Here is a 22,500-nt window from a genome sequence, read left to right on the forward strand (position 1 = left end):
AAAAAATTAGGGTTTCTACAAAGCCAAAATTAATAATTTGAAAATTTCACCTTTTCACTACTTTTCAAATGATTTTTATTCCAGAATTTTCCAAGCAAATTATTAAAAAATAAGTAATTATAAACATTATTTAATCAAAATAAGGAGTATGTAACAAGATCGCCTTTTCTGATACGCCTCTCTATATAGTGATAGCAAAAATTTACCACTTCTTGTTTTTGATTAACTTAACTAATTCTACAATCCTTCTTATCAGGGAAAGGTCTACCTTCTAACAGAAGTACTTGGTTCCCCATGAAACTTATTATATTATTTTACCCAGTATGATTATTCTTCACTGGTTAGGGGTAATTTACTTATCTTCCAGGCCACAAAACCGCCCAAAATATTCTAAGCCCCCACAAAGCCAGATTCCCTCATTTTTTCCAGGAAGTAACCACCTCTAACCCCGCTCTTGCAGTAAATGATGTAGGGCTGGTTTTTATCCAGTTTTTCCACTTTACTCTGAAATTGGTGACCATCGTAATCCAGGTTCACTGCCCCGGGAATATGTTCCCTCTTAAAATCTGCATTGGGCCGTATATCCAGTATGGTGATCTCTGGTTCCTTTTCAATTAATTCCCGGGCACTTTCCGGGGTTATGGTAATGAACTCTCCCATATTTTATCACCATTTTTATTATTGTTTTAATGACCTTTCTTATTTTCTATAGTCGGCAAAGATTTAACAATAGATTAAAAGAATGGATATGGTAAAATGAGAACATCTCTCCCGGACTATGCCCGTGGATTAGATCAGATTGTATCCTCTCCATAATTTTCATTGCCAGGATTATGTCATCATCCATGTCCAGAATGGAGAATCTGACAGAAATTTAACCCTTTAAATCCGCAAAGTATATATAAAGGTTGAAATTATAATTATATCCCATACCAGGGGGACAATTAAATATCCCGGAGTTTCCCAAATATGGGGGGTTACAGTTTAAATCCATAGCGGTTACTGTAGAAAAAGAAGGAACTAAATATATTAAAACTGATCTTAAAGGGAGTCAACTCCTTCAATCTTCACATCTAAATAAAGGTACTGCTTTTAGCACTAAGGAAAGGGAATTGTTTCATCTTATCGGACTCCTACCCCATTCAGTAGAAACTCTGGACGATCAACTGCAGAGGGCCTACCAACAGTTCTCCCTGCAGAGCGATGATCTGCAGAAAAATATCTTTTTAAACAACCTCTACAACACCAATGAAACACTATTTTTCCGCCTAATCAGGGAACACATCCAGGAAATGATGCCCATCGTTTATACACCAACTGCTGGCCTGGCAATCCAGCGTTACAGTGACGAGTTTCGAAAACCCCGTGGTATTTACCTATCCTACCCTGAAAGGGAACATATTCATGAAATTCTGGACCACTGGGCTAAAGATGAGATCGATCTTATTGTTTTAACTGATTCTGAGCAGATACTGGGGATCGGTGACCAGGGAGCCAATGGGATTGGTATTTCTGTGGCAAAACAGGTGGTTTACACCCTGTGTGCCGGTATCAACCCCCGGAGGATGCTACCCATCATGATCGATGTGGGCACCAATAATTCACGTTTACTGGAGGATCCATTCTACCTTGGCTGGCGTCATCCACGTATCAGCCGGGGGGAATACCATCACTTTGTGGAGGCGGTGATTGAGGCTATAAAGGACAAATTCCCCCGTGTTTTCCTCCAGTGGGAAGATTTTGGTAAGAAAAATGCCAGACACCACCTGGATCGTTACCAGGACAGGATGTGCACCTTCAATGATGATATACAGGGTACCGGGGCCGTTGCCATGGCCGCCCTCCTTAATGCTTTGGAAGTAACCGGAACCCCTTTATCTCATCATCGGGTGCTTATCTATGGGGCAGGAACTGCCGGATGTGGAATTGCCGACCAAATATGGGAACAAATGGTAAAGGAAGGACTAAACCATGAAGAAGCCTACAGGCGTTTCTGGCTCATTGACCGACAGGGACTGGTAACCAGTGCCCGGGAGGAAATCGATTATTTCAAGGCACCCTACGCCCGCCCTTCAGCAGAAATTGCCTGCTGGGGTTCGGGTGATGATCCGGGAAAACTGCTGGATGTGGTCCGCAACGTGCACCCCACCATCCTCATCGGCACCAGCACAGTACAGGGAGCCTTCACCCGCAAAGTCATTACCACTATGGCCTCCCAGGTGGAGCACCCCATCATATTCCCATTATCCAATCCATTAACTCTGGTAGAGGCTGTTCCCGATGATTTAATCAGATGGACAGGGGGAAAGGCGCTGGTGGCCACTGGAAGCCCCTTTAATGATGTGAATTTCCGGGGCCAATCTTATCCAGTGGCCCAGTGCAACAACGCCCTGATATTCCCGGGGCTGGGGCTGGGTGTAATCAGCAGCCAGGCCGAAAGGGTAACTGCAGGAATGATGGACGCTGCCACACAGGCACTGGCCAGTTCTGCGGAAGAGGAAGACATCCAGAGATTGCTCCCTGATGTTTCCCATTTAATGGAAGTGAGTAAAAATATTGGAATGGCTGTGGCCCAGCAGGCCATTCTGGAAGGAGTTGCCTGCTGCCAGGATAACGATGTGGAAAGTCTGGTGGAATCTAACATATGGGAACCAGTTTACAGGCCCTACAAACCAATAAAGATGCCGGCTAAATAAGGAATAGAGTTATGAATATTTTAAGAGACGATTTAACTATTTATCATCAATTATACTCATTTTAAACTCATATTTGCTGTTCAGTGCTGATAGCGATCTGCATTTTTTTACACCAGGACTATAAACCCCCACATCCATAATTAATTTCCAGATAAAATAATTCCCATAAAAAAATGAAGGTTAAAACATGTCACTGGTCATAAACACCACCACACCGGAAGGAATAGTACTGGCTGCCGATAGCCGGCAGAGTTACCGCAACATGAAGGGCATGGCCCGGATAGGCAGTGAAAACGCTATTAAAATCTTTCAAATAAACCAGAGGATAGGGGTGGGTATAACTGGTCTGGCTTTCCTCCCTGAGGGAGGAGTGCAGAAGAACATCAGCCAGTACATTGAAGAGTTCCGCCGCTCCTCCAAAGTTAAAAAAATGGGAGTTAAGGATGTGGTCTGGAAACTGCACAGCCTCTTCAACGATAAATACCACTGGAAGGAACAGATGGATCAGATCAAGGCTAACATCCAGAACGACCTGAATTCCAAGGGCTGCACCATCCTGCAGATGGAAATGGATGACCAGTCTTTGAAGTTTAGTTTCAGAACGCCCCAGGGGACCATTGAAAATGGGATGGCCCGGGCAGACCCCATTGAGATACTGGTGGCTGGTTACAATCCCAACGGGTCCCACCAGGTCTACAGCGCCACCATCCCCGGAGATGTGCAGGAACTGCGGGACAGTGCCAAAGCCGGCATGGAATATGGTAGCTCCTGGCTGGGCCAGGGAGATGTGGCGGCCCGGATCGTGCTTGGATTTGATGGAAGGATTCAAAACGTGGATTTTGTCAAAGAAGCCATCCAGAACCAGGGGGAACAGTTGATAATGACCCAGCTCCGGGGATTAGAATATGCCATCCAGTGGGGGACCATGACCCTGCAGGATGCCATTGACTTTGCCACTCTCATGATCCAAACCACCAGTGCCATACAGCGTTTCAGTGACGGTATTAACGCTGACCCCGGCGATATGCCTGGTGTGGGGGGACCCATAGATGTGGCCGTCATCACCCCAGACCATGGCTTTGTCTGGGTAAAGAAAAAAAAGTTAAGATTTGATGACCACCAGGTTGACCTGGATAACGAGCCACTGCTTTAATTCCTAACCCAAAAATCATTAATAAGGTAGGATTCATATAAATAACTTGACTTAGGGGTTGTATAATGTCTGATCTGGCAAGTCTTTTAGCAGTAACTTTGCCTCTTTCTTGGGCGGCAGCAGTGAGCCCGGTGACTCTGTCCATTTTTCTGGTAATAATGTCCATGGCTAAAAAACCTCGATTGGCTGGTTTTTCATTTTACATAGGGGCCATCGTGGTTTTGTTGGTTACGGTACTCATCGGAATCTTTTTGGGCCAAAAATTATCTTCTGCAGGTCATGGGGACCCAATCACCATGGCATCTATAGATATTTTCCTTGGTGCAGTGTTATTCCTTCTTGGACTTAGAAACCTTGCCACCAAGGAACATGGTAAAAGTAACAACATTTTAAATCGTCTGCAAGTAGATCCAAAAATCAGTACCCCCCGACAGTTCATCAAATACACTTCCATTGGAATTGTTGCCTTTCTGATGAACTTCAGTACTGCCATCTTTGTCCTGGCCGTGGGACGGGCCATAGGTGTGGCTAATGCCGGTTTTATGAATGATTCAGCGTCAGTTATAATTCTTATTATTATTGCACTCTTAATAATAGAAATACCACTCATATTCTTCGTTGTGGTCCCTGATAAGGCTCATAATATTATGAACCCCATTAACGAATGGATAAGTAACCATGGAAATATTGTAACTGGACTTTTCTGTCTGGCCATAGGATTTTACGTGGTTTACAATGGGCTGCAGAAACTGGGAATATCTTAAGAGAATTATATTATGTACATCTCTTCAGCGCGCCGGTATAGTTCTTCACGGAACCGGGGATGGGCGATGTTTATTATTTCATGGGCCCTTTCCCGGGTGGATTTACCCTTGAGATTGGCCACCCCATACTCGGTGACCAGGTAATGGGTGTCCATACGTGGTGTGGTGACCATGGCCCCGGGGTCTAAATGATCCACCACCCGGGATACCGTGCCCTTTCTAGCGGTGGAGTAGAAAGCCAGTATGGATTTTCCTCCACTAGAATCGAAGGCCCCCCGGACGAAGTCCAGCTGTCCACCGGTTCCACTGTACTGGTGCCCGGCCAGGTACTCGGCATTACACTGTCCCAGGAGGTCCACCTGTATCAGGGAGTTTATGGAGATCATCCTGTCGTTTTTGGCGATGACTGCCGGGTTGTTCACGTAGGAGCAGGGATAGCTTTCCATGGCCGGGTTCTGGTTCATGAACTCCAGCATTTCCTGGTCTCCCTGGGCCACGGTGAAGACGTGTTTGCGGGGGTGGAGGGTTTTCTTTTCACCGGTTATCACTCCCTTTTTTATGAGGTGTACCATCCCCGGACCAAATACTTCGGTGTGTATTCCCAGGTCAGAGTGGTTTTCCAGTTGTTCAGCCACGGCATTGGGCAGCACCCCTATACCCATCTGGATGGTGGCACCATTGGGTACCAGTTTGGATATGTTTTTACCAATGATATCTGCTTCTGGCTGTTTTTCACCACATGGGAAGTCAGAGATGGCCTGATGGTTTTCAACCACTGCATCCACTTCAGATATGTGGATCAATGAGTCACCGAATACCCGGGGCATGTTACGGTTGACCTCCACAATCAGGACCCGGGCAGCCCGGGCTGCGGTGGATGTGAAATCATTGGCCGTGCCAAAGGAGAAATATCCGGCATCGTCCATGGGTGAAACCGTGGTTATACACACGTCAACTCCGATGAACTCTTCCAGGAGTCGGGGTATCTGGTGGAGGTGGTTGGGAACGTAGTAGTTTAGACCGGCACTCACCAGGCCCCTGGTACCGGAGTCTACGAATCCACTGTAGGCCTCCACACAGTCCACCAGGTCCGGGGCCAGTATGGTAGAGCAGACACTGTCCAGGGGGATAACACTGAACATCCTGATCTTCTCAAGATCTCCCTCACGAAGACGGTCCGCCACTGCTTTTAGGAGTGCTGGTGGCTCGGCCATGGTCAGCCCATGGACCAGCATGTCTCCCTTCTGGATTGATTTAACTGCTTGTTCGGGGGTGGTTAACTTCCCCTGGTACTCTTTTTCATACATTTAAACCCCTTATCCCCTTTTTGGTTTTTAAATAAATATTGTAGCTTAAAATTTTATTTTAAAAGTTATCTTCTGATCCTCTTCCCATCAGGTATCCTCCGAATCCCAGCAGCCACAGGATAACCGGGTAAGCCACCCATCTTTCCACTCCTCCTCCACCGAGCACTGGTATGAACAGGTTGTAGGTGAAGAGGAAAAATAGGGAGAGGATTCCCAACAGGATTGATATGTATTTGAGTGGTGATTTGATTAATTTGTAGGAGTAAACAGCCGATAAACCTCCACAGATGAAGGTCATCAACGAGAATATGGGGTGCATGGGAGTCATATTCCCCGGGAATACCCCCACACCGAGGGCGCCTAATCCCAATAATCCCACCAGTATCCCACCTATTTTATCGTGCGAAGCTTTAAAAAGAAAGTAATTACCCATTAGAATGAGAATTCCGGCGATGATCATGGCAAAATTGAATATAGTTGCCGATGGCTGGGTTATGATACTGTTAGGAGGCACTGTGGCCCCTAAATCACTGATCATACTCTGGGCCGTGGTGTAGGTGAGTTCTGGAGGGTAAAAAATTTCTCCAGTTATAATGCCCATTAAAACCACCGTGGCGGCTATAAAAATGAAAATACCCGCTAGGGTGACATGTGTAGCGGATGGTTCAGTCCCCTTTATCTGGTTATCAGTTGATAAATCCTCTTTATAAGACATGGTTTGTCCCCCCTTACTTCAAGTTCCATTTTAAACTTGTAGCTATGTAAATTTATTATATTTCCGGTTTTTAACATTTCATATATTTCCCATTATTATAAATAAGTTGTTATACCATCTTCAACTGCCAAGGTGAGGCATTATAATTACTAAACTATCCTTAAATTAGATAATATTCTACTAAATTTGTAAAAAAGTTGAAAGACAGATTTTCAAGCCAATGATAATATATAATATTTGTGAAATATACATTGGAAAGGATACCAATTATATTATTTGAACAGTTTCTATTTGCAAATGGACATCACTTACATTTAAAAGAGGAGATTGTATGAGTTCTTTAAATTTGGATAATTTCAGGGCACTGGCCGAGAGATTCGTGTCCCAGATGTTACGGGGTAACTACGAAATGGCTGCCAGCCAGTTTGATAGCCAGATGAAAACTGCTATTCCCTTACCTGAGTTGAAAAAGTCCTGGCAGCGTTTAACCATACCCGCAGGTGATTTAATCCAGTTTGGAGTGTTGCAAACCGCGGAACTGGAAGGACACCAGATCGTCAGTGTAAGGTGCCAGTTTGAACGGGCTAACATTGATGTACAGGTCGTGTTCAACAGCAAAGGCCGTGTCAGCGGATTAAGCATAATACCTTCCCAAACTGAGTACCATCCACCAGAATACGTGGATGATTCCACCTTTAGAGAGGTTGAAGTGACTGTTGGCAGGGGTAAATGGTCTTTACCCGGAACTATCACCATCCCCACTGGTTCTGGGCCGTTTCCAGGCGTGGTTCTGGTGCATGGTTCTGGTCCCAATGATCGGGACGAAACTCTGGGACCCAATAAAATATTCCGGGATATTGCCTGGGGCCTGGCTTCAAAGGGCATTGCAACCTTGAGGTATGATAAAAGAACCCTCCAGCATGCTTCAGAGTTTACACCAGAACAGCTGGCTCAGCTGACTGTGCAGGAAGAAGTTATTGACGATGCTCTCCTGGCAGCAGAGTTAATGCGCCAGACCCCAGAAATCGATCAAAAACGTGTATATTTACTGGGCCACAGTTTAGGTGCATCTGTTGCTCCACGTATCGGGCAGGAGGACCCTAATCTGGCAGGACTGATTATAATGGCGGGCATTATCCGTCCCCTGGAGGATACCATCCTGGAACAGTTCACCTACCTTTACAGTCTTTCGGGCAAGATGACCAGGGAACAGAAGGATACACTGGAATCTTTAAAGGTTAAAGTGGCCCGGGCAAAGGACCCTGAGCTTTCCACGGATGTTCCATCAAAAGATCTGCCTTTGGGGATTTCAGCATCCTATTTCTTAGATCTACGCAACCATCCCACTAAAGAAATCATTAAAAACCTGGAAATGCCCCTGTTGATCCTGCAGGGAGGACGTGATTATCAGGTTTCACCAACCAAAGACTTCGAAGTGTGGAAAAAGGAGCTTGAATCTAGAGAAGATGTTACCTGCCAGTTATTCCCCAGTTTAAACCATCTGTTCATTGCAGGAGAAGGTAAATCAACTCCCACTGAATACGGAGTAGAGGGACACGTCAGTGCAGAAGTGATACAAACCATCAGCGATTGGTTGATATAGGTTTGAATCCTTGATTTTTTACTTGAAGTGCTTAATCGACTAATAATGGATTTCCAGTTAATTAATTTTATTTTTTCACAATGATGTGGTTGGAAGTAACTTTTTCTTAAATAGATAGTATTTTTCTTAAATAGATAGTACTGGGAAAGTTAACGCCAGAGAACTAGTACTTGGATATATTTTCCAGTCACGTGTAGGCGACTGACACTTGCGCCATTTACAATTTAAGCCTATTTTGGCTGAGTAGCTATGAAAATACCATTATCCTTGGTGATCTTAATCCTGCCTTCTTTTTCTATGATACCCGTAAGGTAAAACTCAAAATCTTTCCTTTTTTGACCTTTCAAGGCCTCATTTACCTTTCCAAAAGATAAGATGTAATCCACCAGGGGGCCGGCTTCAGTTACTTCCAGAGAATCCTGATATTTAATCATTTTAACCTCTTTGAATGATTTTAGCAACTGTTTTTCACCATTTTCCAGTCCAAAGGCACCGACTAATGGTTCCAGTGAGTAATGAATCTGGTCATCGTATGCTGAGACCAGTTCACTTATTTCTCTCATGTTACCCGTCCCAAAGGTAGTGGCGTAAAGGGCACCATCACATTTTAGAACCCTGCTTATTTCTGATAGGGCTTTTTTACGGTCTGGAATATGGTAGAGCATTAAATTGGCAATTAAAATGTCCAGTGAATTATCAGGGTAAGGAATTTCCTGGGCATCCAGTACCTGATATTCGAACCGTTCTGCATCACCATTCAGTACCCTACGCGCATCAGAGAGCATCCCTTCAGAAAAATCCGATAAAATGATGTGGGTATCTTCCGGTATTCTGTTTAAGTTTGCTTTCCATAAAAGTCCATTTCCACATCCAATCTCCAGTACCCTTGCTTTGTTTGGAAACTGGATCTGGTCAAATATCCATAGAATCCAGGAGTAAGGGTTGGTTTTAAACTTCCGGGTTAATTCCACCCGGGCCATGAAATTCTTTGAATCTGAATACTGGTCTTCCAGCAAACTCATGTTACACCTCGACTTACACTTTTGTTTTGAGGTTAGTGTTATGGTTTGTGTAAAACTACGCTGGAATAATCTAATTCAAAGAAGAGTTAATAGCCATTGGCAAGACCCGTAGGGTGCAGAGGTGGATTTTCACCCCAGTGTGAGTAATAACATAACTATAATAATTAATTAAATCAAATAACCCAGTGGAGGTTAATTTATGGGAAAAATGTCTTATACTCTTGTACTTGGTATACTGTTGTGTATTGTTGTGGCTGCCTCAGGATGTACCCAGCAAACTGGAACGGGGAACCAAACCCCAGATGTTAAGGGGATTACCACTGTTGCTTTAAATGGTCCTGGTACCTTAATCATCCAGCAGGGAGACAATGAATCCTTCCGAGTGGAAGCAGACAGTAACCTTATGTCTAAAATTTCCACCACTGTATCGGGAAACACCCTGACAGTCAACAACCTGAACAGTGTGGGTAACGGGGCTGTAAAATTCTATATCACCCTTAAAAATTTGAAAACTCTTGTCACCAATGGTGGAGGTAACTCGGAAATCACTGGCCTGAACACCGATAAACTCACCATTACCCTGGATAACGGTAAAATGACCCTTTCGGGTACAACCCAGAATATGGTGGCCACCATCAACGGAGGGGGTAACATAGACGCCAATAACTTACAGAGCCAAACTGCCACCGTGACCATTAACGGGCAAGGAAAAGCCAATGTTAACGTGATAAACACTCTCACCGCAATAGTTAATGGTGGAGGTTCCATAACCTACACTGGCAGCCCTCAGGTAACCCAGCAGGTCAATGGTCAGGGTTCAATTACCAAAAGCGGTTAAAGAATAAATTAAGAAGTCCATGGAGGGATGGTGATTTTTAACTCTATCCCTTTATTATTTTTTTGATTTTTAAAAAATTTCCCAGTTTCAAAAGGGATTTTAGACAAGATAAGATTTTTTTAGGGCATTTATCCAACCATATTTAATATAAACCTTCACCTTTGGATAAATATAAATCAACTAAAACAAACTCACAGTGATGAAAACCCAGTTTCACTTCAACCCTAAAGGACCCTTCAACTTGTCCCTCACCATCAACAGCGGCCAGACCAGCCAGCCCCCGTGGAAAGAGGATAATCATCAGTTCCAGGAACTGGTGATAGTGGATGGTGCTCCCTGTCTGGTGAAAATTGGTCATGAAGATTCAGATCCAGAAAATAGGGTTAATATCATGGCAGAATCTCCAGAAACGGTTTCAGAAAAAGCCATTAAAACTAAGGTCCAGGATATTTTTGGTCTGGAACATGATCTGGACCAGTTATACACATTTTTGGGTGAAGATCCTAAACTGAAGCCCACCATTGCCTTCTGCCGGGGCCTCAGAATTTTTAAAGCCCATAACCCATTTGAATGTATTATATCTTCAATAGCTTCGGCTAACTGTTCCATATTACGCTGGACACGCTCAGTGAATGATATTAAAAGGAGGTGGGGTGATGGATACCGGTTCAGCTCCGGTGATTTTTACACCTTCCCCTCCCCAACCGCTCTGGCCCGTGCTCCGGAACACGATCTAGAAGAGATGCAACGCTGTGAAGATAATCTACCCCCGGATTTTGTTTTTGACAAAAACCTTCAGGCCTGTGGGGTTGGATACCGGGCTAAATATATTATTAATGCCTCTCGCATGGTGCAATCCGAACTAAACCTGGAAGAACTGGCCAGAATGAAGTACAAAAAGGCATTTGACACTATCCTCCAGTTACCAGGTGTGGGGCCCAAAGTGGCCGACTGTATCCTGCTCTACGGTTTGGGGATGGGGGAGGCTTTCCCGGTGGATGTGTGGATTAAAAGAATTATTGAACACCTATACTTCCCTGGTGAGGAACTTAAACCACAGGAAGTCCGTGAATTTGGTATGAAACGCTACGGTCACTGGGCAGGATACGTTCAACTCTATTTATTCCATTATGCCCGGAAATCTGGGCTTTTAAAATCCTTAAAGAAAAAATAAACCTTCAGTACCGCACATTTAGAATCTATCTTTAAAGAAAAAATAAAAATTTATTCTTCATCGGTGCCTGCATTTCTCCAGTCATATATGCTAATGGCCAAAAACACCAAGAAGGCCAGTATGGCCAGGAAATTGAAGGTGGAGTACTGTCCCATAACGAAGGTTTGGTAGATGAGTATCACCAGGATTATGCCCATCAAAAATGCGGCAATTAGACTTAAACTCTTGTTTATTTTATCAGTCCCCTGTGGCTATTTTTTTATTTCATTTGATTATTTAATTCCAAGTGGCATATCGTTTAAAACCGATTTATTTAATAAAATCAACGGGTAATCCCTGTTCTAAACATTTCTCCAGCATCTTTTTCAGTTTCCTCTGGTGAGGTGGCCAGGCCATATATAACAGACCCTTCAACTTCAAGAGTGAAGATGGTACTGGTGTTTCCATGAGTTTCCGTATTTTCGGGGTATCCGGTATCCCTGCCAGAGATAGCATGTTTCCCAGAGCATCAGCATAGTATACTGATTCGGCAAATCCTCTTCCCAGGAAACGGCCCTCATTATTTCTGATATTTACTCCTCCCTCGGAATACTGGGCCCCACTAGCATTGTAACCAGTTTGACCTCCGGCTACTATGGGAGTCATGGTGAATTCCCTCAAGTCCTCCGGTACCATGTCCTGGAACTGGAAATTCCACTGATCCGGGTACCAGGTGTCGGTGATGAAGTAATTCTCTGGATCAGATGATTTAACACTCTTAACCCATTTGTCCACCTTCAGAGTACCCATCATATCCACCACGCGGTGTTCGGCATCAATGAACTGTCCCTTAACCTGGACATTCATGTTACCGGGTGGTTCTTCCCCGGTCTGCCCGTAATACCCTAAGTTTTCGTCAGTGTGGGGTGCATACATGGTCATCTGCCGGTCATCGTCGAATTGGGCCATGAACCAGTCCCATCCCCTTGATTGAGATGGTTTGGTGAGGATACTTGCTGCCCGGACCACCTTGCAGCGGCTGTTTCCCAGGGGCTCCAGACCGTTGCCCCACTGGTGGTCGAACCAGAACTGTCCCTGGGTGAGGGTTATTTCCTCCCCACCCAGTTTCAGAAGGCTGCCTGGTTCCAGACGTAGATTGGTAGCCGAGTAGTAGAGGGTTCCAATGTTACAGCAGCAGGGGAGACATCCCTGGTTTCCCTGTAGTAGGAAGTCCTTTTTGGAGGAAAATCCCAGATCGACCTCCAGTTCCACATCTTCTTCCCCTCCCTGGTTCACCCCCCAGGCCTGCAACCGGAGAGGGAACAGTTCATTTTCTTGTAAAGAGATTATCCGGTTGTTTCCGGCTTCATAATGGAAGGGTTGGTTGGAGAATTTCAAAAGTCCGGTGGTTCCCGCAAGGGCAAATGGGCGCGCCTGGAGGTGTTCTTCCCCCTCACGGGCCACTGCCAGTTGCATCTCGAATATTTGGTTATCCCAGTCTGTTAACCCAAAACTATGGGCCATTTCTGGAGGTAATAATGAATAGCGGTAGAAAGATACTAAAATTCCGTATTCACGCCTTCGGGTATCGCGACATTGCCCTACAAAGAAGTGCCAGCCTACCTGGTATCCCAGTTGGGGGGCGAAGTCACGAGGAAACTCCAGGTTAGCCTCGAGAGGGACATCCTGGTAGCCCCGGCTGGAATCCAATCCTAACAGGTGGTTCATGGCATAGGCCTGAAGTGGTGTTAGGGAATCACAGTGTTCCAATAGCTTATTATATCTTTCCCGATAACTGGGAGTGAATGAATCAGTATTATCCATTAAGTCCTGTATACGGTGTTTCATACGGGTTCCGAATGCTTCGGGACTGTTTTTATTGCTTAGAATCCTGGTCTTCACATTTTTGGGGATTTTTTTGACCTGGAAATCCTTCATCCACAGGGCCGTGGCTATGTTCTGTTTTTCCAGCTCATCCAAATTATTGAGTGTATCTTTTGGCATGGCGAACGATTCCTCCAGTAGATCTATTTTTACAAGTGATTCCCGTAATAAATGAACGTACTTGATCTATGTAGTCCTTTTATAGTTATATAGAATTATCTAGGAAAAATAAAACAGGATGTTTAACATAGATAATCACAGAATAAATCCATATTTGGTGATCAGTATGGGCAAACTCCAGGAACAGTTGGATAAATTTCAGGATAATGCAGGTGCTGCCTACCAGGAAATCATGGATACACTAGAGTATAAATACTGCTGGAAATGTCCCATGCGCAGTACCAGTACAAATTCCCATTGCCGGGAAATTCACTCGATGAAAGTCCTGCAGGAAGCATTAGACCAGGGAATTAGGGAAAAATTAGGGGAAACTGGTGTTTCATCGGTTTTATTAGAATCTTTAATTTTGAGAACAACCCAAAAAAGGTTTAAAAAACAGGGAGGGTCTGCCCGGGAAAAAACCATTATCATGGATGTTTCACCCCAAAACCTGGATCTGGACCCTGAAACCCAGTTAATGATTAAAATAAATCCTAGAAAGATCCGTGAGGGTGAACGGATTATGATACCCTGCGAATCCTTAGAATCATCAGTTTTAGGAGTTTGTGCCCTTATGATGGGATTTCCCTTCAGGGTGACGGTGGTGGAAAGATTCTTCCATAAAAACAATTTTTGGTATGTTGAAGTGGAAAATGAGAAAATATTCCCTTTAGAATCTATTTTGGGAGTGTTGATTAAAGTTATAAGGAAAGATCAGCCAGAAGGAAGTTAGTTATTTATAACTATTCTGGGGATAAATTAATAAAAAAAATACATAGTTAGATTACATTCAGTTTTCAAGGTACTCATGAATAATTCCAGAACTGGGAGGGTTTTACATGGCTGGTGAAGAAGATCTGTCTTTTTTAAGGAGAAAAATTCAAGAAATGCTGCCTGATTCCAACCTCAAAGAAATTTCGGATGTGATTTGGAAAGAAACAAAAAAACATCTGAAAAGCAAAAACTGCTACGTGGCCTTTGTAGATCCTGAAAATAGGGACAGTGTGGGGATATCGTTTTCTCATCTCACCCCGGAGTGCCAGATGTATGCAGACATGGGAGAAGCCAGATTTAAGGTCCGAAAAGACGGTAGTTACGGTGGACTTCTCGGTTACTCCCTGGATACTGGTGAATCACTTTACGTCCATGATGTGGCCGGACATCCCGCAGCCCACGGTGTTCCCCAAGGCCATGAACCGGTGGATCAGTTTCTATCAGTTCCTGTAAAATTTAATAATGAAATTTTAGGCCAGATTGTGGTTGGAAATCCAGAAAAGGATTACGATGCCCATGACCTGGAAATAGCTGAAAATATAGCTGAAATTTACGGTATGGTTCTTAAACAACTTCTATATTAAAATTAAGCCTCAAAAAGTTGATTGATAGATTCTAAGGTATTATTTTAAAATTTAAGATTTTAAAATTTTAGGTATCTTTAATTTAGTATCCTTTAAAATATAAAGAAATAAAAAAAATACCAAGAAATTATTCTTGGAATGATTATTCGTCGATTACTGTGACCTTATTCATCACGTCGCCGGCTTTGATGGCGTTGACCACTTCCATTCCCTTGACCACTTTACCGAAGACCGTGTGCACACCATCCAGGTGTGGCTGGGGGGAGTGGGTGATGAAGAATTGACTGCCACCAGTGTCTTTACCGGCATGGGCCATGGAAAGGGCTCCAGTTCCGTGTTTGTGGGGGTTAATTTCACATTTTATGGTGTAACCTGGCCCGCCAGTTCCGTTACCCTTGGGGCATCCGCCCTGGATTACAAAGTTGGGGATAAGCCGGTGGAAGGTTAATCCATTGTAAAATCCACTGTTTGCCAGTTTTTCAAAGTTAGCCACAGTGTTAGGGGCTTCTTTTTCAAAAAGGGTGAGTTCAATGTTTCCCTTATCTGTTTCAATAATTGCTTTTTTCATGAGAATCACCATGAAAACTCTACTATCTACCACTTAATAAATGTATAACCAAAGGGAGGATGTAGCTATGTTGGGGTTAATGGAGAAAAAATAGAAATGGAGATCATGACCTGGGCTTAAAAAATGATTAAGATTCTAAAACCTCATTTTTACCCACTAACATTAGGGAAATCAGGACTCCCATTAATCCGGCAATTAACCAGGCGATTCCTGCCACTAAATCTGCCGTGTAGAGGGTGTAGGCCCCGATTCCCAGTAAAATAAGGGCACATAATAGGATGATCCTCTTCCTTACTTTCACTGCCTTGATGGGACGTCCCAGCTGGGGGGAAATTGATAGAAAAATCACTCCTAGAATGATCCATATTATACCCTGCGACATTTGGCCCCTGTAAACGTTGTAAGCTCCAATAATCAGGAGAACTACTGATCCAACATATAGGATAATTTTTTGGTGGTTCATAAATTAACTTCCTTCCCAATTCCAATACAATCTGTGTACATAATTGGTAATTCCCTTGACACTTTATAACCATTCGGTGGGTTTTAAGTATATTTAATTATTTCCATGTCCCGGGATGGATAATGATTATAACCGCAGTAACCAATAATTCACTATATTCCTATTACTGTTGGGAAAATACTCCAGAGATAAAATGGAGGATTATTATATTTACACGGTGATAACATGAATACAGAGGAGATAATAGCTTTAGACAAAGAATATGTAATGCAAACTTATGGTCGGCAGCCTCTGGCCCTTAAAGAGGGTAAGGGAGCTGTGGTGTGGGATGTGGAAGGTCGTCCCTACATTGACTGTGTGGCGGGAATTGCCGTGAACAACGTAGGACACGCCCACCCCAACGTAGCCGAGGCCATAAGCAAGCAAGCCCATAAATTAATCCATACATCCAATATTTACTACACTGAGGAACAGGTCCGCCTGGCTGAACTCCTGGTTAAAGTTTCGCCCCACCAGAAGGCCTTCTTCTGCAACAGTGGAGCAGAGGCCAATGAAGGAGCCATTAAACTGGCCCGCAAGTACACGGGCAAAGGTGAGATCATTGCCATGGAGAACAGTTTCCATGGACGGACTATCACCACCATAACCGCCACTGGCCAGCACAAGTACAAGAAGAACTTCGGACCACTCACTCCTGGTTTTAAACATGTACCTTACGGTGATGTGGAAGCAGTGCGCGAAGCTATCACTCATAAAACCGCAGCAGTACTGGTAGAACCAATCCAGGGAGAAGGTGGAATTATAATTCCCCCCGAAGGATACCTGGAGGAACTGAAGAAAGTGTGTCATGAAAACGATGTGCTGCTTATATTCGATGAAGTGCAGACCGGATTTGGACGTACCGGGGAAATGTTTGCCTCACAGACCTTTAAAGTGGCCCCGGATATTACCACCCTGGCCAAGGCCATAGCCGGAGGATTCCCCATGGGGGCTGTCCTGGCCAGTGAAGAGGTGGGTAATGCATTTGAACCCGGTGACCATGCTGCTACCTTTGGAGGTGGTCCATTGGCCTGTGCAGCAGCTCTGGCTTCAATTCAAACCATCCAGGATGAAGGACTCCTGGCCCAATCACGTAGCCGTGGTGAATGCTTTAAAACCCAGTTGAAAGACCTCTTCCAGGAGTACGGAATGGTGGAAGATGTGCGGGGTAGGGGAATGATGCTGGGAATGGAAATGGGCATGCCCTGTGCCAGTATGGTTGACGAAATGCGGCAGCAGGGAGTGCTGGTGAACTGTACCGCGGGAAATGTTCTTCGATTTGTCCCACCCCTGGTAATCACCACTGAACAGATCAATGAAGTGACTGACTCCCTGGATGAAGTTTTAAGAAGAAATTCAGACTGAAGGTCTGATCTTCTCCTTTTTTTAGTTGTACTCCTACCTGGTAAATCGATCAAGGGGTGGTGAACTAAATCCAGGACAAGAGTTATATGCAGCTAAATTGATACATTTAATGTTTACTTCTTTTCGGAGGGATCATCTATGAAATTACACTTCAAGACCAATGAAAAAGGCAATCTGGACATCGGTGGTGCTGATGCTCTGGAGCTTGCCCAAAAATATGGAACACCCCTTTACGTTACCGATGAAATGAGGGTGAGGAATAATTATCAAAGGGTTTATCAAGCTTTCAGTAAAGAGTACGAGGATTTTAAAATATTCTACGCAGCCAAGGCCAACACCAGCCTGGCCATGATGAGAATATTAGAACAGGAAGGAAGCTGTATTGATGCTGTATCTCCCGGTGAAATATACACTGCACTAATGGCCGGGTTTCAGCCCGAGAGGATCCTCTACACTGGTAACAATGTAACCAGCGAAGAACTGAAATTTGCAGTGGATGCCGGAGTTCGCCTGAACCTGGACAGTATATCCATGTTAGAACGCCTGGCCAAAATTCCCGGGGCAGAAGGAATGGAAATTTCCTTCCGGGTTAATCCCATGGTGGGTGCCGGACACCACGACCACTGTATAACTGGTGGAGAACTATCCAAGTTTGGTATAATGGAACAGGAAGCAGTAGAAGTCTACCAGAAAGCCCATGACCTGGGTTTCAAACCAGTGGGTATCCACACCCATATCGGTTCCGGCATTCTGGACCCCGAGCCATTCAAACTCGCAGTACAGGTTCTCATGGATGTCGCTGGTAGGGTGCATAAGGAAGCAGGGGTTACCTTCGAATTTATTGATTTCGGTGGGGGGTTGGGAATACCTTACACTCCAGACGAGGGATTACTGGATATTGAAAAATTCGCGCAAGAAATTGTGGCTCTCTACCAGGCCAAGCTCGCCGAACACGATATGGGTAACCCAACCATGTGCATAGAACCCGGTCGTTACATTGTGGGAGATGCATCTTATCTCTTAACTCAGGTAAACACAGTTAAACAGAGTTATAGAAAATTTGTAGGAGTTAACGCTGGATTTAACACTTTACTGAGGCCTACCATGTACGGTTCCTACCACCACATTCTGGTGGCAGATAAACCAGAAGCAAAACCCATGGAAAAAATTGATGTGGCGGGAAATGTATGTGAATCCGGAGACCTCTTCGCCCGCGATCGGCCACTGCCCGAAATCAAAGAAGGAGATATCCTGGCTATTATGAATGCTGGTGCCTACGCTTTCAGCATGGCCAGCCAGTACAATTCCCGGCTACTGCCCGCCGAAGTTATGGTATGTAATGGTGATATAGACATTATCAGGGAACGTGAAAACTTCGCAGACCTTTTCAGAAAACAGAACATTCCCTTGAGGCTATTAAAATGAGTGAAAGAAAAATTTTATTATTTCATAAAATGCACGGACTAGGAAACGATTATGTGGTGATTGATGAATCCGTTGAGGAAATAATTCCCGAAGAGAAAAAGGGAGAAATTTCCGCTGAACTTTGCACCAGAGGATTCTCCGTAGGTGCAGACGGAGTTATATTCGTGGTTAAATCCACTAAATCAGATATAAGATTCCGTATATTTAACAGTGACGGTAGCGAAGCAGAAATGTGCGGTAATGGAATCCGCTGCTTTGGCAAATACGTTTATGAAAACGATGTCCTGAAACAGAAACAGATGAGTGTGGAAACCCTGGGTGGAACCAAAGAACTGACGCTACATGTTGAAAATGGTACGGTGAAATCCATACGGGTAGACATGGGAACTGCTACCTTCAAAACCAGGGAAGTGCCTATGGCTAGTGATAAAGAGGAATTCATTGATCAGGAGTTACTAGTTGAGGGTGAGCCTTTGAAGCTCACCGCCGTCAACGTGGGAAACCCCCATGCCATTGTATTCACTGATGACTTGGAAGATGTGGCCCTGGACCATATAGGCCCTCTCCTGGAGAATCATGACGCATTCCCTGAAAGGACCAATGTGCACTTTGTAGGGGTGTTAAGCCCACAAGAAGTGGAAATGTTGACCTGGGAAAGAGGTGCTGGTTTCACCATGGCTTGCGGTACCGGAGCCACTGGTACGGTTATTTCTGGATACAAACTAGGCTTACTCAACAAGGAGGTCCTGGTCCACCTGCCAGGGGGAGACCTGCAGATAACCGTGTATGAAAAAGACGGGAATCTTGGTGCTTTCATGGAAGGGGATGCAGTTAGTGTCTTTGAAGGTATAATGGAAGTGGAACTTTAAAAAGCATTCCTTTTTCCTTCATTTTCCCTTCTATCTTTCTCTCTTTCTTTGAATTAAAAAAATTTTATTGACTGAATTTGAAACCATCTATACTTCAAAAAAACACGTTTTTATGGGTTTTGAAAAATATTTTTAGGATTTTAATTCATCCAAGACTTCTTTCAGAACTATGGCACTATTGTGTTCTGTGTTGCCTGATGTGTAAACCAGGGTGACTGTTTCTTTTTCCCTTTCCAAGTCCAGTATCTGATTTAAAAACTCAGATTTATCCCTTAATTCTTCTCGGTATTTAGTTTTGAATTCTTCCCATCTTTGGGAATTTTGAGTAAGCCACCGGCGCAGATCATGGCTGGGGGCTATATCTTTTAGCCATGCATCCATTTTTAAACGTTGTTTTGACACTCCACGAGGCCATACTCGATCAACCATTATCCTGTACCCATCCTTCTGGGCAGGTGACTGATAAGCTCTTTTTATGCGAATCATTTTACATCACTAACATTAATATGTTGCACATGGTACATTATACTATTGGAAAATTGATGGAAATGACCAATCTTAATGTCAATTATCATTTTAGTGGATTATTTTCATACAGCCTGTGGTTTTAAACTGAACAACCATTTTTTCCTAGAATAAGAAAAAATGGAGTTATTTTATTAAATTTTATGAGTAAAGGGGATTTTATGAGTTTACAGGAATCTACTATTTTTTAAAAATTATAAACTGAATAAAAAAAGGTGACCCTATAGTAGAAGGAGGGTGTTTTTATTTGGTATGGTAAATACATTCCCTTCTTAATTTAAGTAGCTCCTTCTTTTTATCCTCGAGGTCTTCCACTTTTTCCATGATTGAGGGGAGCTTACCCTCTATGCATTGGACTGTGTTGTCCTGATGAATCCAGGTACACTGGTCGCAACTCCATACTTTCTTTTCTTTTATCCAGTGCCCTCCGGTAGATGGGTCTCCACAGGGATAGAAGGGACAGTAGCAAAATGTACAATTTTGGGGGTGTTGGTGGCAGGGATAATATTCACAACCCCGGTTAGGTCCTTTACTTCCCTCCCCAGCCAGATAATTCTGGTAAAATTCTTCAGCTAAAGGGTGAGTGGAATGGGGAAGTACATATCCACGAGGCGTTACCATTTTACCATCATCCACATAGGTAAAGGTGTTTCCCACCAGTAAAGTGGTGTTCATGTCCACTTCTTCTTCAATCAATTCCCCTAAAGATACTATCCTAACTTCAGAACCATTATCACTGGTTTTAACTATTCCCACTGGTGTTTGAAGATTTCTAATCCTGCGGAGTATCTTTAAAGCCTCATTTAAGGGTTTAGTTCTCCGTTTACTCCGGGGGTTGTAAAAGGCGATGATAAAATCAGCGGCGGCAGCTGCCCGAACCTTCCTTTTAATCTCCGAGAGGGGTGTGAGTATGTCACTGAGACTTATAACCGCAAAATCATGTAAAGGCGATCCTAATAGGGCTGCAGAATAATTGACAGCAGTAACTCCGGGAATTACCTCCACATCCACATCAGAATATTTTCCCCGGACCTGGTGGATTACATTGGCCATTCCATAAACCCCAGGATCACCACTGCTTATAACCGCAACCTGATAGCCTTTTTTAGAATAATCAATGGCTAACTCTGCCCGGTCTACCTCTTGACCCATACCCTTAGAGATGATCTGTTTACCTTCCAGAAGATCCTTAATCTGCCGGGTGTAACCACCGTATCCAATTACCACGTCTGATTTTTCCAGGGCTTTAAGTGCCCTTAAGGTCATGTCTTCCCGGCGTGGTCCAATACCAATAATTCTTATCATTTGTTTCACCAGTTAACCATAAATTCCCTAATCAGCTGTTATACAGTACGCGTGTGGCAGTTATGACAATGGAATTTACATCAATCTGGACCCCCTTATTCTTAGGAGTGCCCACGGCAGTGGCAGTTATACTGTAAGTTTCGTTGGATTTAATTACAATTGGACCACTAGAAGCGTTTCCAGTTGTTCCACCAGTCTGCGAGTCCTTGTATCCCATGGCAGTAAGGTTAACAGTGATGGTGTCTGCACTGGTATCCTGATAGGTGGTGGCCTTCAAACTCTGCAAGTTAATTCCATCAATGCCAGTCTTGGTTTTCAGGGCATCGACCACTTCATTCTCGTTAAGGATGGTAATATCCTTCTGGGTGGCAATTTTAGGACCTAGGTTAAGCAGTGAAGTAACGCCGTTTATTTGCATTTCAATCAAATCAGCAGGGTTTGGCGCTTGTTGGGTAACAATGGTATACGACGCAAAGAGGCCTGCCTCGAAGAATACAACAAAGAAAATTAGAAATAAGATTATCTTAACTCCTCTGGACAATAATATCACCTTGAATTATGATTTGTTTTTAATATGGTTATTGTGTGAAAGTGGATTCTAATAAAGGGTTTTTTGGTAAACCCCCAAATTAATGGATTTATATCATGAATTTATCAATTGAATCATATCCTTAGGAACATCCGTACGGATATATAAATTACCAATCAATCTGAATAAATAAAACACATTATCTGTAAACTGTTAGTACTATTATCAGTTCACCTCACCATATTAAATGTTTTCTCCTAAATTGTCTTTTGTCCATAATTGTTATTCATTAAATAGCATAGATCAGTAAACAACCATTGGGAAATAAACTACGGGCATGGGGATAAAAACATGATGGTAGAGTTTTTAACTGGGTATTTATTGATAAAACCATGTTCTGATATTTTTATTTATATTAAAACCTTTATTAAATATTAAAATCAATATTAACCTGTGAATTGATATTTACCCTTTAAGAGACAGAATTATGTTTGGGATGACTAAAAAGCAGTTCTTGAAAAAAAGTAAGAACTGTTTGAAGGATACTGGAATTCAACTACTTTTAGTTAGGAAAATTATTTACCAAGAACAGAATGGCAAAATTGGATACAGGGAAGCCTACCAGAAACTGGATAAGATTCGTGAGAATATGGAAACTATATTCTTTAAATACGAAGACTTGAAACCCCCTTCAAAATGCAGTTCACTCCATATTGAAATCCTAAATACATTAATTGTTCTTCAGGAAACTTTGGTTGCC

General features: G+C 43.4%; 23 protein-coding genes (1 of these 23 only partly in view). 12 read left to right on the top strand and 11 right to left on the bottom strand.

Translation table 11 applies throughout. The annotated features are described in order from the left end of the window. Positions 1 to 390: 390 nt before the first annotated feature. Positions 391 to 660, bottom strand: a complete 270-nt coding sequence (locus QC759_RS06400) for a rhodanese-like domain-containing protein (protein ID WP_048072815.1) — start codon at positions 658 to 660, stop codon at positions 391 to 393. 332 nt (positions 661 to 992) lie between these two features. On the opposite strand from QC759_RS06400, the gene QC759_RS06405 reads away from it, so the two are divergent. From QC759_RS06405 to QC759_RS06415, 3 genes are all read left to right on the top strand, one after another. Then, the gene (locus QC759_RS06405) at positions 993 to 2,696 is read left to right on the top strand and encodes an NAD-dependent malic enzyme (protein ID WP_048072816.1); all 1,704 of its coding nucleotides are present in this window, start codon (positions 993 to 995) and stop codon (positions 2,694 to 2,696) included. 187 nt (positions 2,697 to 2,883) lie between these two features. Next, positions 2,884 to 3,849 (top strand): hypothetical protein, encoded by a 966-nt coding sequence (locus QC759_RS06410; RefSeq protein ID WP_048072817.1) that lies wholly within the window; start codon positions 2,884 to 2,886, stop codon positions 3,847 to 3,849. A 65-nt stretch (positions 3,850 to 3,914) separates the two neighbouring features. Further along, a complete protein-coding gene (locus tag QC759_RS06415) occupies positions 3,915 to 4,613 on the top strand; it encodes a GAP family protein (protein ID WP_048072818.1) in 699 nt (232 codons plus the stop codon). A gap of 5 nt (positions 4,614 to 4,618) precedes the next feature. Here the strand turns inward: QC759_RS06415 and QC759_RS06420 are convergent, their stop codons facing one another. After that, on the bottom strand, positions 4,619 to 5,920 hold the full coding sequence (locus tag QC759_RS06420; RefSeq protein WP_048072819.1) for an acetyl-CoA hydrolase/transferase family protein: 1,302 nt from the start codon (positions 5,918 to 5,920) through the stop codon (positions 4,619 to 4,621). Positions 5,921 to 5,978: 58 nt separating this feature from the next. Next, entirely contained in the window at positions 5,979 to 6,635 is a 657-nt protein-coding gene (locus QC759_RS06425) for a DUF998 domain-containing protein (RefSeq protein WP_052400044.1), read from the bottom strand. Between the two features lie 331 nt (positions 6,636 to 6,966). On the opposite strand from QC759_RS06425, the gene QC759_RS06430 reads away from it, so the two are divergent. Beyond that, positions 6,967 to 8,238 (top strand): alpha/beta hydrolase, encoded by a 1,272-nt coding sequence (locus QC759_RS06430; RefSeq protein ID WP_048072820.1) that lies wholly within the window; start codon positions 6,967 to 6,969, stop codon positions 8,236 to 8,238. Between the two features lie 230 nt (positions 8,239 to 8,468). Here the strand turns inward: QC759_RS06430 and QC759_RS06435 are convergent, their stop codons facing one another. Next, positions 8,469 to 9,260 carry a class I SAM-dependent methyltransferase gene (locus QC759_RS06435; protein WP_048072821.1) on the bottom strand — a complete coding sequence of 264 codons (792 nt, stop codon included), beginning with the start codon at positions 9,258 to 9,260 and terminating at the stop codon, positions 8,469 to 8,471. A 199-nt stretch (positions 9,261 to 9,459) separates the two neighbouring features. Between QC759_RS06435 and QC759_RS06440 the strand changes: the two genes are divergently transcribed. Continuing rightward, positions 9,460 to 10,098 (top strand): head GIN domain-containing protein, encoded by a 639-nt coding sequence (locus tag QC759_RS06440; protein ID WP_048072822.1) that lies wholly within the window; start codon positions 9,460 to 9,462, stop codon positions 10,096 to 10,098. A 199-nt stretch (positions 10,099 to 10,297) separates the two neighbouring features. Continuing rightward, complete coding sequence (locus QC759_RS06445; RefSeq protein ID WP_048072823.1) at positions 10,298 to 11,272, top strand: DNA glycosylase; 975 nt, start codon at positions 10,298 to 10,300, stop codon at positions 11,270 to 11,272. Between the two features lie 50 nt (positions 11,273 to 11,322). Here the strand turns inward: QC759_RS06445 and QC759_RS06450 are convergent, their stop codons facing one another. Beyond that, positions 11,323 to 11,469: a hypothetical protein gene (locus QC759_RS06450; RefSeq protein WP_243687813.1), complete on the bottom strand. Its 147-nt coding sequence runs from the start codon at positions 11,467 to 11,469 to the stop codon at positions 11,323 to 11,325. A gap of 112 nt (positions 11,470 to 11,581) precedes the next feature. Then, entirely contained in the window at positions 11,582 to 13,255 is a 1,674-nt protein-coding gene (locus QC759_RS06455; protein ID WP_048072824.1) for a lipocalin-like domain-containing protein, read from the bottom strand. Between the two features lie 166 nt (positions 13,256 to 13,421). Here QC759_RS06455 and QC759_RS06460 point away from each other — a divergent pair, with 166 nt between their 5' ends. Continuing rightward, entirely contained in the window at positions 13,422 to 14,027 is a 606-nt protein-coding gene (locus tag QC759_RS06460; protein ID WP_048072825.1) for a hypothetical protein, read from the top strand. Between the two features lie 106 nt (positions 14,028 to 14,133). Then, a complete protein-coding gene (locus QC759_RS06465) occupies positions 14,134 to 14,652 on the top strand; it encodes a GAF domain-containing protein (RefSeq protein ID WP_048072826.1) in 519 nt (172 codons plus the stop codon). A 142-nt stretch (positions 14,653 to 14,794) separates the two neighbouring features. Here QC759_RS06465 and QC759_RS06470 read toward each other — a convergent pair whose 3' ends face one another. Both QC759_RS06470 and QC759_RS06475 read right to left on the bottom strand, forming a co-directional pair. Further along, positions 14,795 to 15,220: a peptidylprolyl isomerase gene (locus QC759_RS06470; protein WP_048072827.1), complete on the bottom strand. Its 426-nt coding sequence runs from the start codon at positions 15,218 to 15,220 to the stop codon at positions 14,795 to 14,797. Between the two features lie 127 nt (positions 15,221 to 15,347). Next, entirely contained in the window at positions 15,348 to 15,683 is a 336-nt protein-coding gene (locus QC759_RS06475; protein ID WP_048072828.1) for a hypothetical protein, read from the bottom strand. 225 nt (positions 15,684 to 15,908) lie between these two features. On the opposite strand from QC759_RS06475, the gene QC759_RS06480 reads away from it, so the two are divergent. The 3 genes from QC759_RS06480 (at position 15,909) to dapF (ending at position 19,381) form a co-directional block, all read left to right on the top strand. Next, positions 15,909 to 17,087: an acetylornithine transaminase gene (locus tag QC759_RS06480; RefSeq protein ID WP_048072829.1), complete on the top strand. Its 1,179-nt coding sequence runs from the start codon at positions 15,909 to 15,911 to the stop codon at positions 17,085 to 17,087. Positions 17,088 to 17,225: 138 nt separating this feature from the next. Next, on the top strand, positions 17,226 to 18,512 hold the full coding sequence (gene lysA / locus QC759_RS06485; protein ID WP_048072830.1) for a diaminopimelate decarboxylase: 1,287 nt from the start codon (positions 17,226 to 17,228) through the stop codon (positions 18,510 to 18,512). Continuing rightward, complete coding sequence (gene dapF / locus QC759_RS06490; protein WP_048072831.1) at positions 18,509 to 19,381, top strand: diaminopimelate epimerase; 873 nt, start codon at positions 18,509 to 18,511, stop codon at positions 19,379 to 19,381. Before lysA ends, dapF begins: the two co-directional genes overlap by 4 nt. A 132-nt stretch (positions 19,382 to 19,513) precedes the next feature. On the opposite strand, the gene QC759_RS06495 is transcribed toward dapF, so the two are convergent. From QC759_RS06495 to QC759_RS06505, 3 genes are all read right to left on the bottom strand, one after another. Next, positions 19,514 to 19,867, bottom strand: coding sequence for a DUF488 domain-containing protein (locus tag QC759_RS06495; protein ID WP_048072832.1), 354 nt, complete (start codon positions 19,865 to 19,867; stop codon positions 19,514 to 19,516). Between the two features lie 282 nt (positions 19,868 to 20,149). Beyond that, positions 20,150 to 21,211, bottom strand: coding sequence for a precorrin-3B C(17)-methyltransferase (cobJ, locus tag QC759_RS06500; RefSeq protein ID WP_048072833.1), 1,062 nt, complete (start codon positions 21,209 to 21,211; stop codon positions 20,150 to 20,152). A 31-nt stretch (positions 21,212 to 21,242) separates the two neighbouring features. Then, complete coding sequence (locus QC759_RS06505; RefSeq protein WP_231553442.1) at positions 21,243 to 21,761, bottom strand: hypothetical protein; 519 nt, start codon at positions 21,759 to 21,761, stop codon at positions 21,243 to 21,245. Between the two features lie 493 nt (positions 21,762 to 22,254). Between QC759_RS06505 and QC759_RS06510 the strand changes: the two genes are divergently transcribed. After that, positions 22,255 to 22,500, top strand: partial view of a hypothetical protein gene (locus QC759_RS06510; RefSeq protein WP_279845373.1) — the 5' portion only. The gene runs 141 nt beyond the window's last position; 246 of the gene's 387 nt are visible here — the first part of the coding sequence; the start codon lies at positions 22,255 to 22,257; its stop codon lies off the right edge, out of view.

The organism is Methanobacterium formicicum (genome assembly GCF_029848115.1).
GTDB classification, from domain to species: Archaea; Methanobacteriota; Methanobacteria; order Methanobacteriales; family Methanobacteriaceae; genus Methanobacterium; species Methanobacterium formicicum.

What these genes read in the sequence shown, in the direction of transcription:
- QC759_RS06445 (WP_048072823.1), top strand. Translation starts at nt 10,298, where the DNA reads ATGAAAACCCAGTTTCACTTCAACCCTAAAGGACCCTTCAACTTGTCC.
- QC759_RS06415 (WP_048072818.1), top strand. Translation starts at nt 3,915, where the DNA reads ATGTCTGATCTGGCAAGTCTTTTAGCAGTAACTTTGCCTCTTTCTTGG.
- dapF (WP_048072831.1), top strand. Translation starts at nt 18,509, where the DNA reads ATGAGTGAAAGAAAAATTTTATTATTTCATAAAATGCACGGACTAGGA.
- QC759_RS06420 (WP_048072819.1), bottom strand. Translation starts at nt 5,920, where the DNA reads ATGTATGAAAAAGAGTACCAGGGGAAGTTAACCACCCCCGAACAAGCA.
- QC759_RS06460 (WP_048072825.1), top strand. Translation starts at nt 13,422, where the DNA reads ATGGGCAAACTCCAGGAACAGTTGGATAAATTTCAGGATAATGCAGGT.
- QC759_RS06495 (WP_048072832.1), bottom strand. Translation starts at nt 19,867, where the DNA reads ATGATTCGCATAAAAAGAGCTTATCAGTCACCTGCCCAGAAGGATGGG.
- QC759_RS06425 (WP_052400044.1), bottom strand. Translation starts at nt 6,635, where the DNA reads ATGTCTTATAAAGAGGATTTATCAACTGATAACCAGATAAAGGGGACT.
- QC759_RS06410 (WP_048072817.1), top strand. Translation starts at nt 2,884, where the DNA reads ATGTCACTGGTCATAAACACCACCACACCGGAAGGAATAGTACTGGCT.
- QC759_RS06480 (WP_048072829.1), top strand. Translation starts at nt 15,909, where the DNA reads ATGAATACAGAGGAGATAATAGCTTTAGACAAAGAATATGTAATGCAA.
- QC759_RS06455 (WP_048072824.1), bottom strand. Translation starts at nt 13,255, where the DNA reads ATGCCAAAAGATACACTCAATAATTTGGATGAGCTGGAAAAACAGAAC.
- lysA (WP_048072830.1), top strand. Translation starts at nt 17,226, where the DNA reads ATGAAATTACACTTCAAGACCAATGAAAAAGGCAATCTGGACATCGGT.
- QC759_RS06400 (WP_048072815.1), bottom strand. Translation starts at nt 660, where the DNA reads ATGGGAGAGTTCATTACCATAACCCCGGAAAGTGCCCGGGAATTAATT.
- QC759_RS06440 (WP_048072822.1), top strand. Translation starts at nt 9,460, where the DNA reads ATGGGAAAAATGTCTTATACTCTTGTACTTGGTATACTGTTGTGTATT.
- QC759_RS06450 (WP_243687813.1), bottom strand. Translation starts at nt 11,469, where the DNA reads ATGGGCATAATCCTGGTGATACTCATCTACCAAACCTTCGTTATGGGA.
- QC759_RS06435 (WP_048072821.1), bottom strand. Translation starts at nt 9,260, where the DNA reads ATGAGTTTGCTGGAAGACCAGTATTCAGATTCAAAGAATTTCATGGCC.
- cobJ (WP_048072833.1), bottom strand. Translation starts at nt 21,211, where the DNA reads ATGATAAGAATTATTGGTATTGGACCACGCCGGGAAGACATGACCTTA.
- QC759_RS06430 (WP_048072820.1), top strand. Translation starts at nt 6,967, where the DNA reads ATGAGTTCTTTAAATTTGGATAATTTCAGGGCACTGGCCGAGAGATTC.
- QC759_RS06475 (WP_048072828.1), bottom strand. Translation starts at nt 15,683, where the DNA reads ATGAACCACCAAAAAATTATCCTATATGTTGGATCAGTAGTTCTCCTG.
- QC759_RS06465 (WP_048072826.1), top strand. Translation starts at nt 14,134, where the DNA reads ATGGCTGGTGAAGAAGATCTGTCTTTTTTAAGGAGAAAAATTCAAGAA.
- QC759_RS06470 (WP_048072827.1), bottom strand. Translation starts at nt 15,220, where the DNA reads ATGAAAAAAGCAATTATTGAAACAGATAAGGGAAACATTGAACTCACC.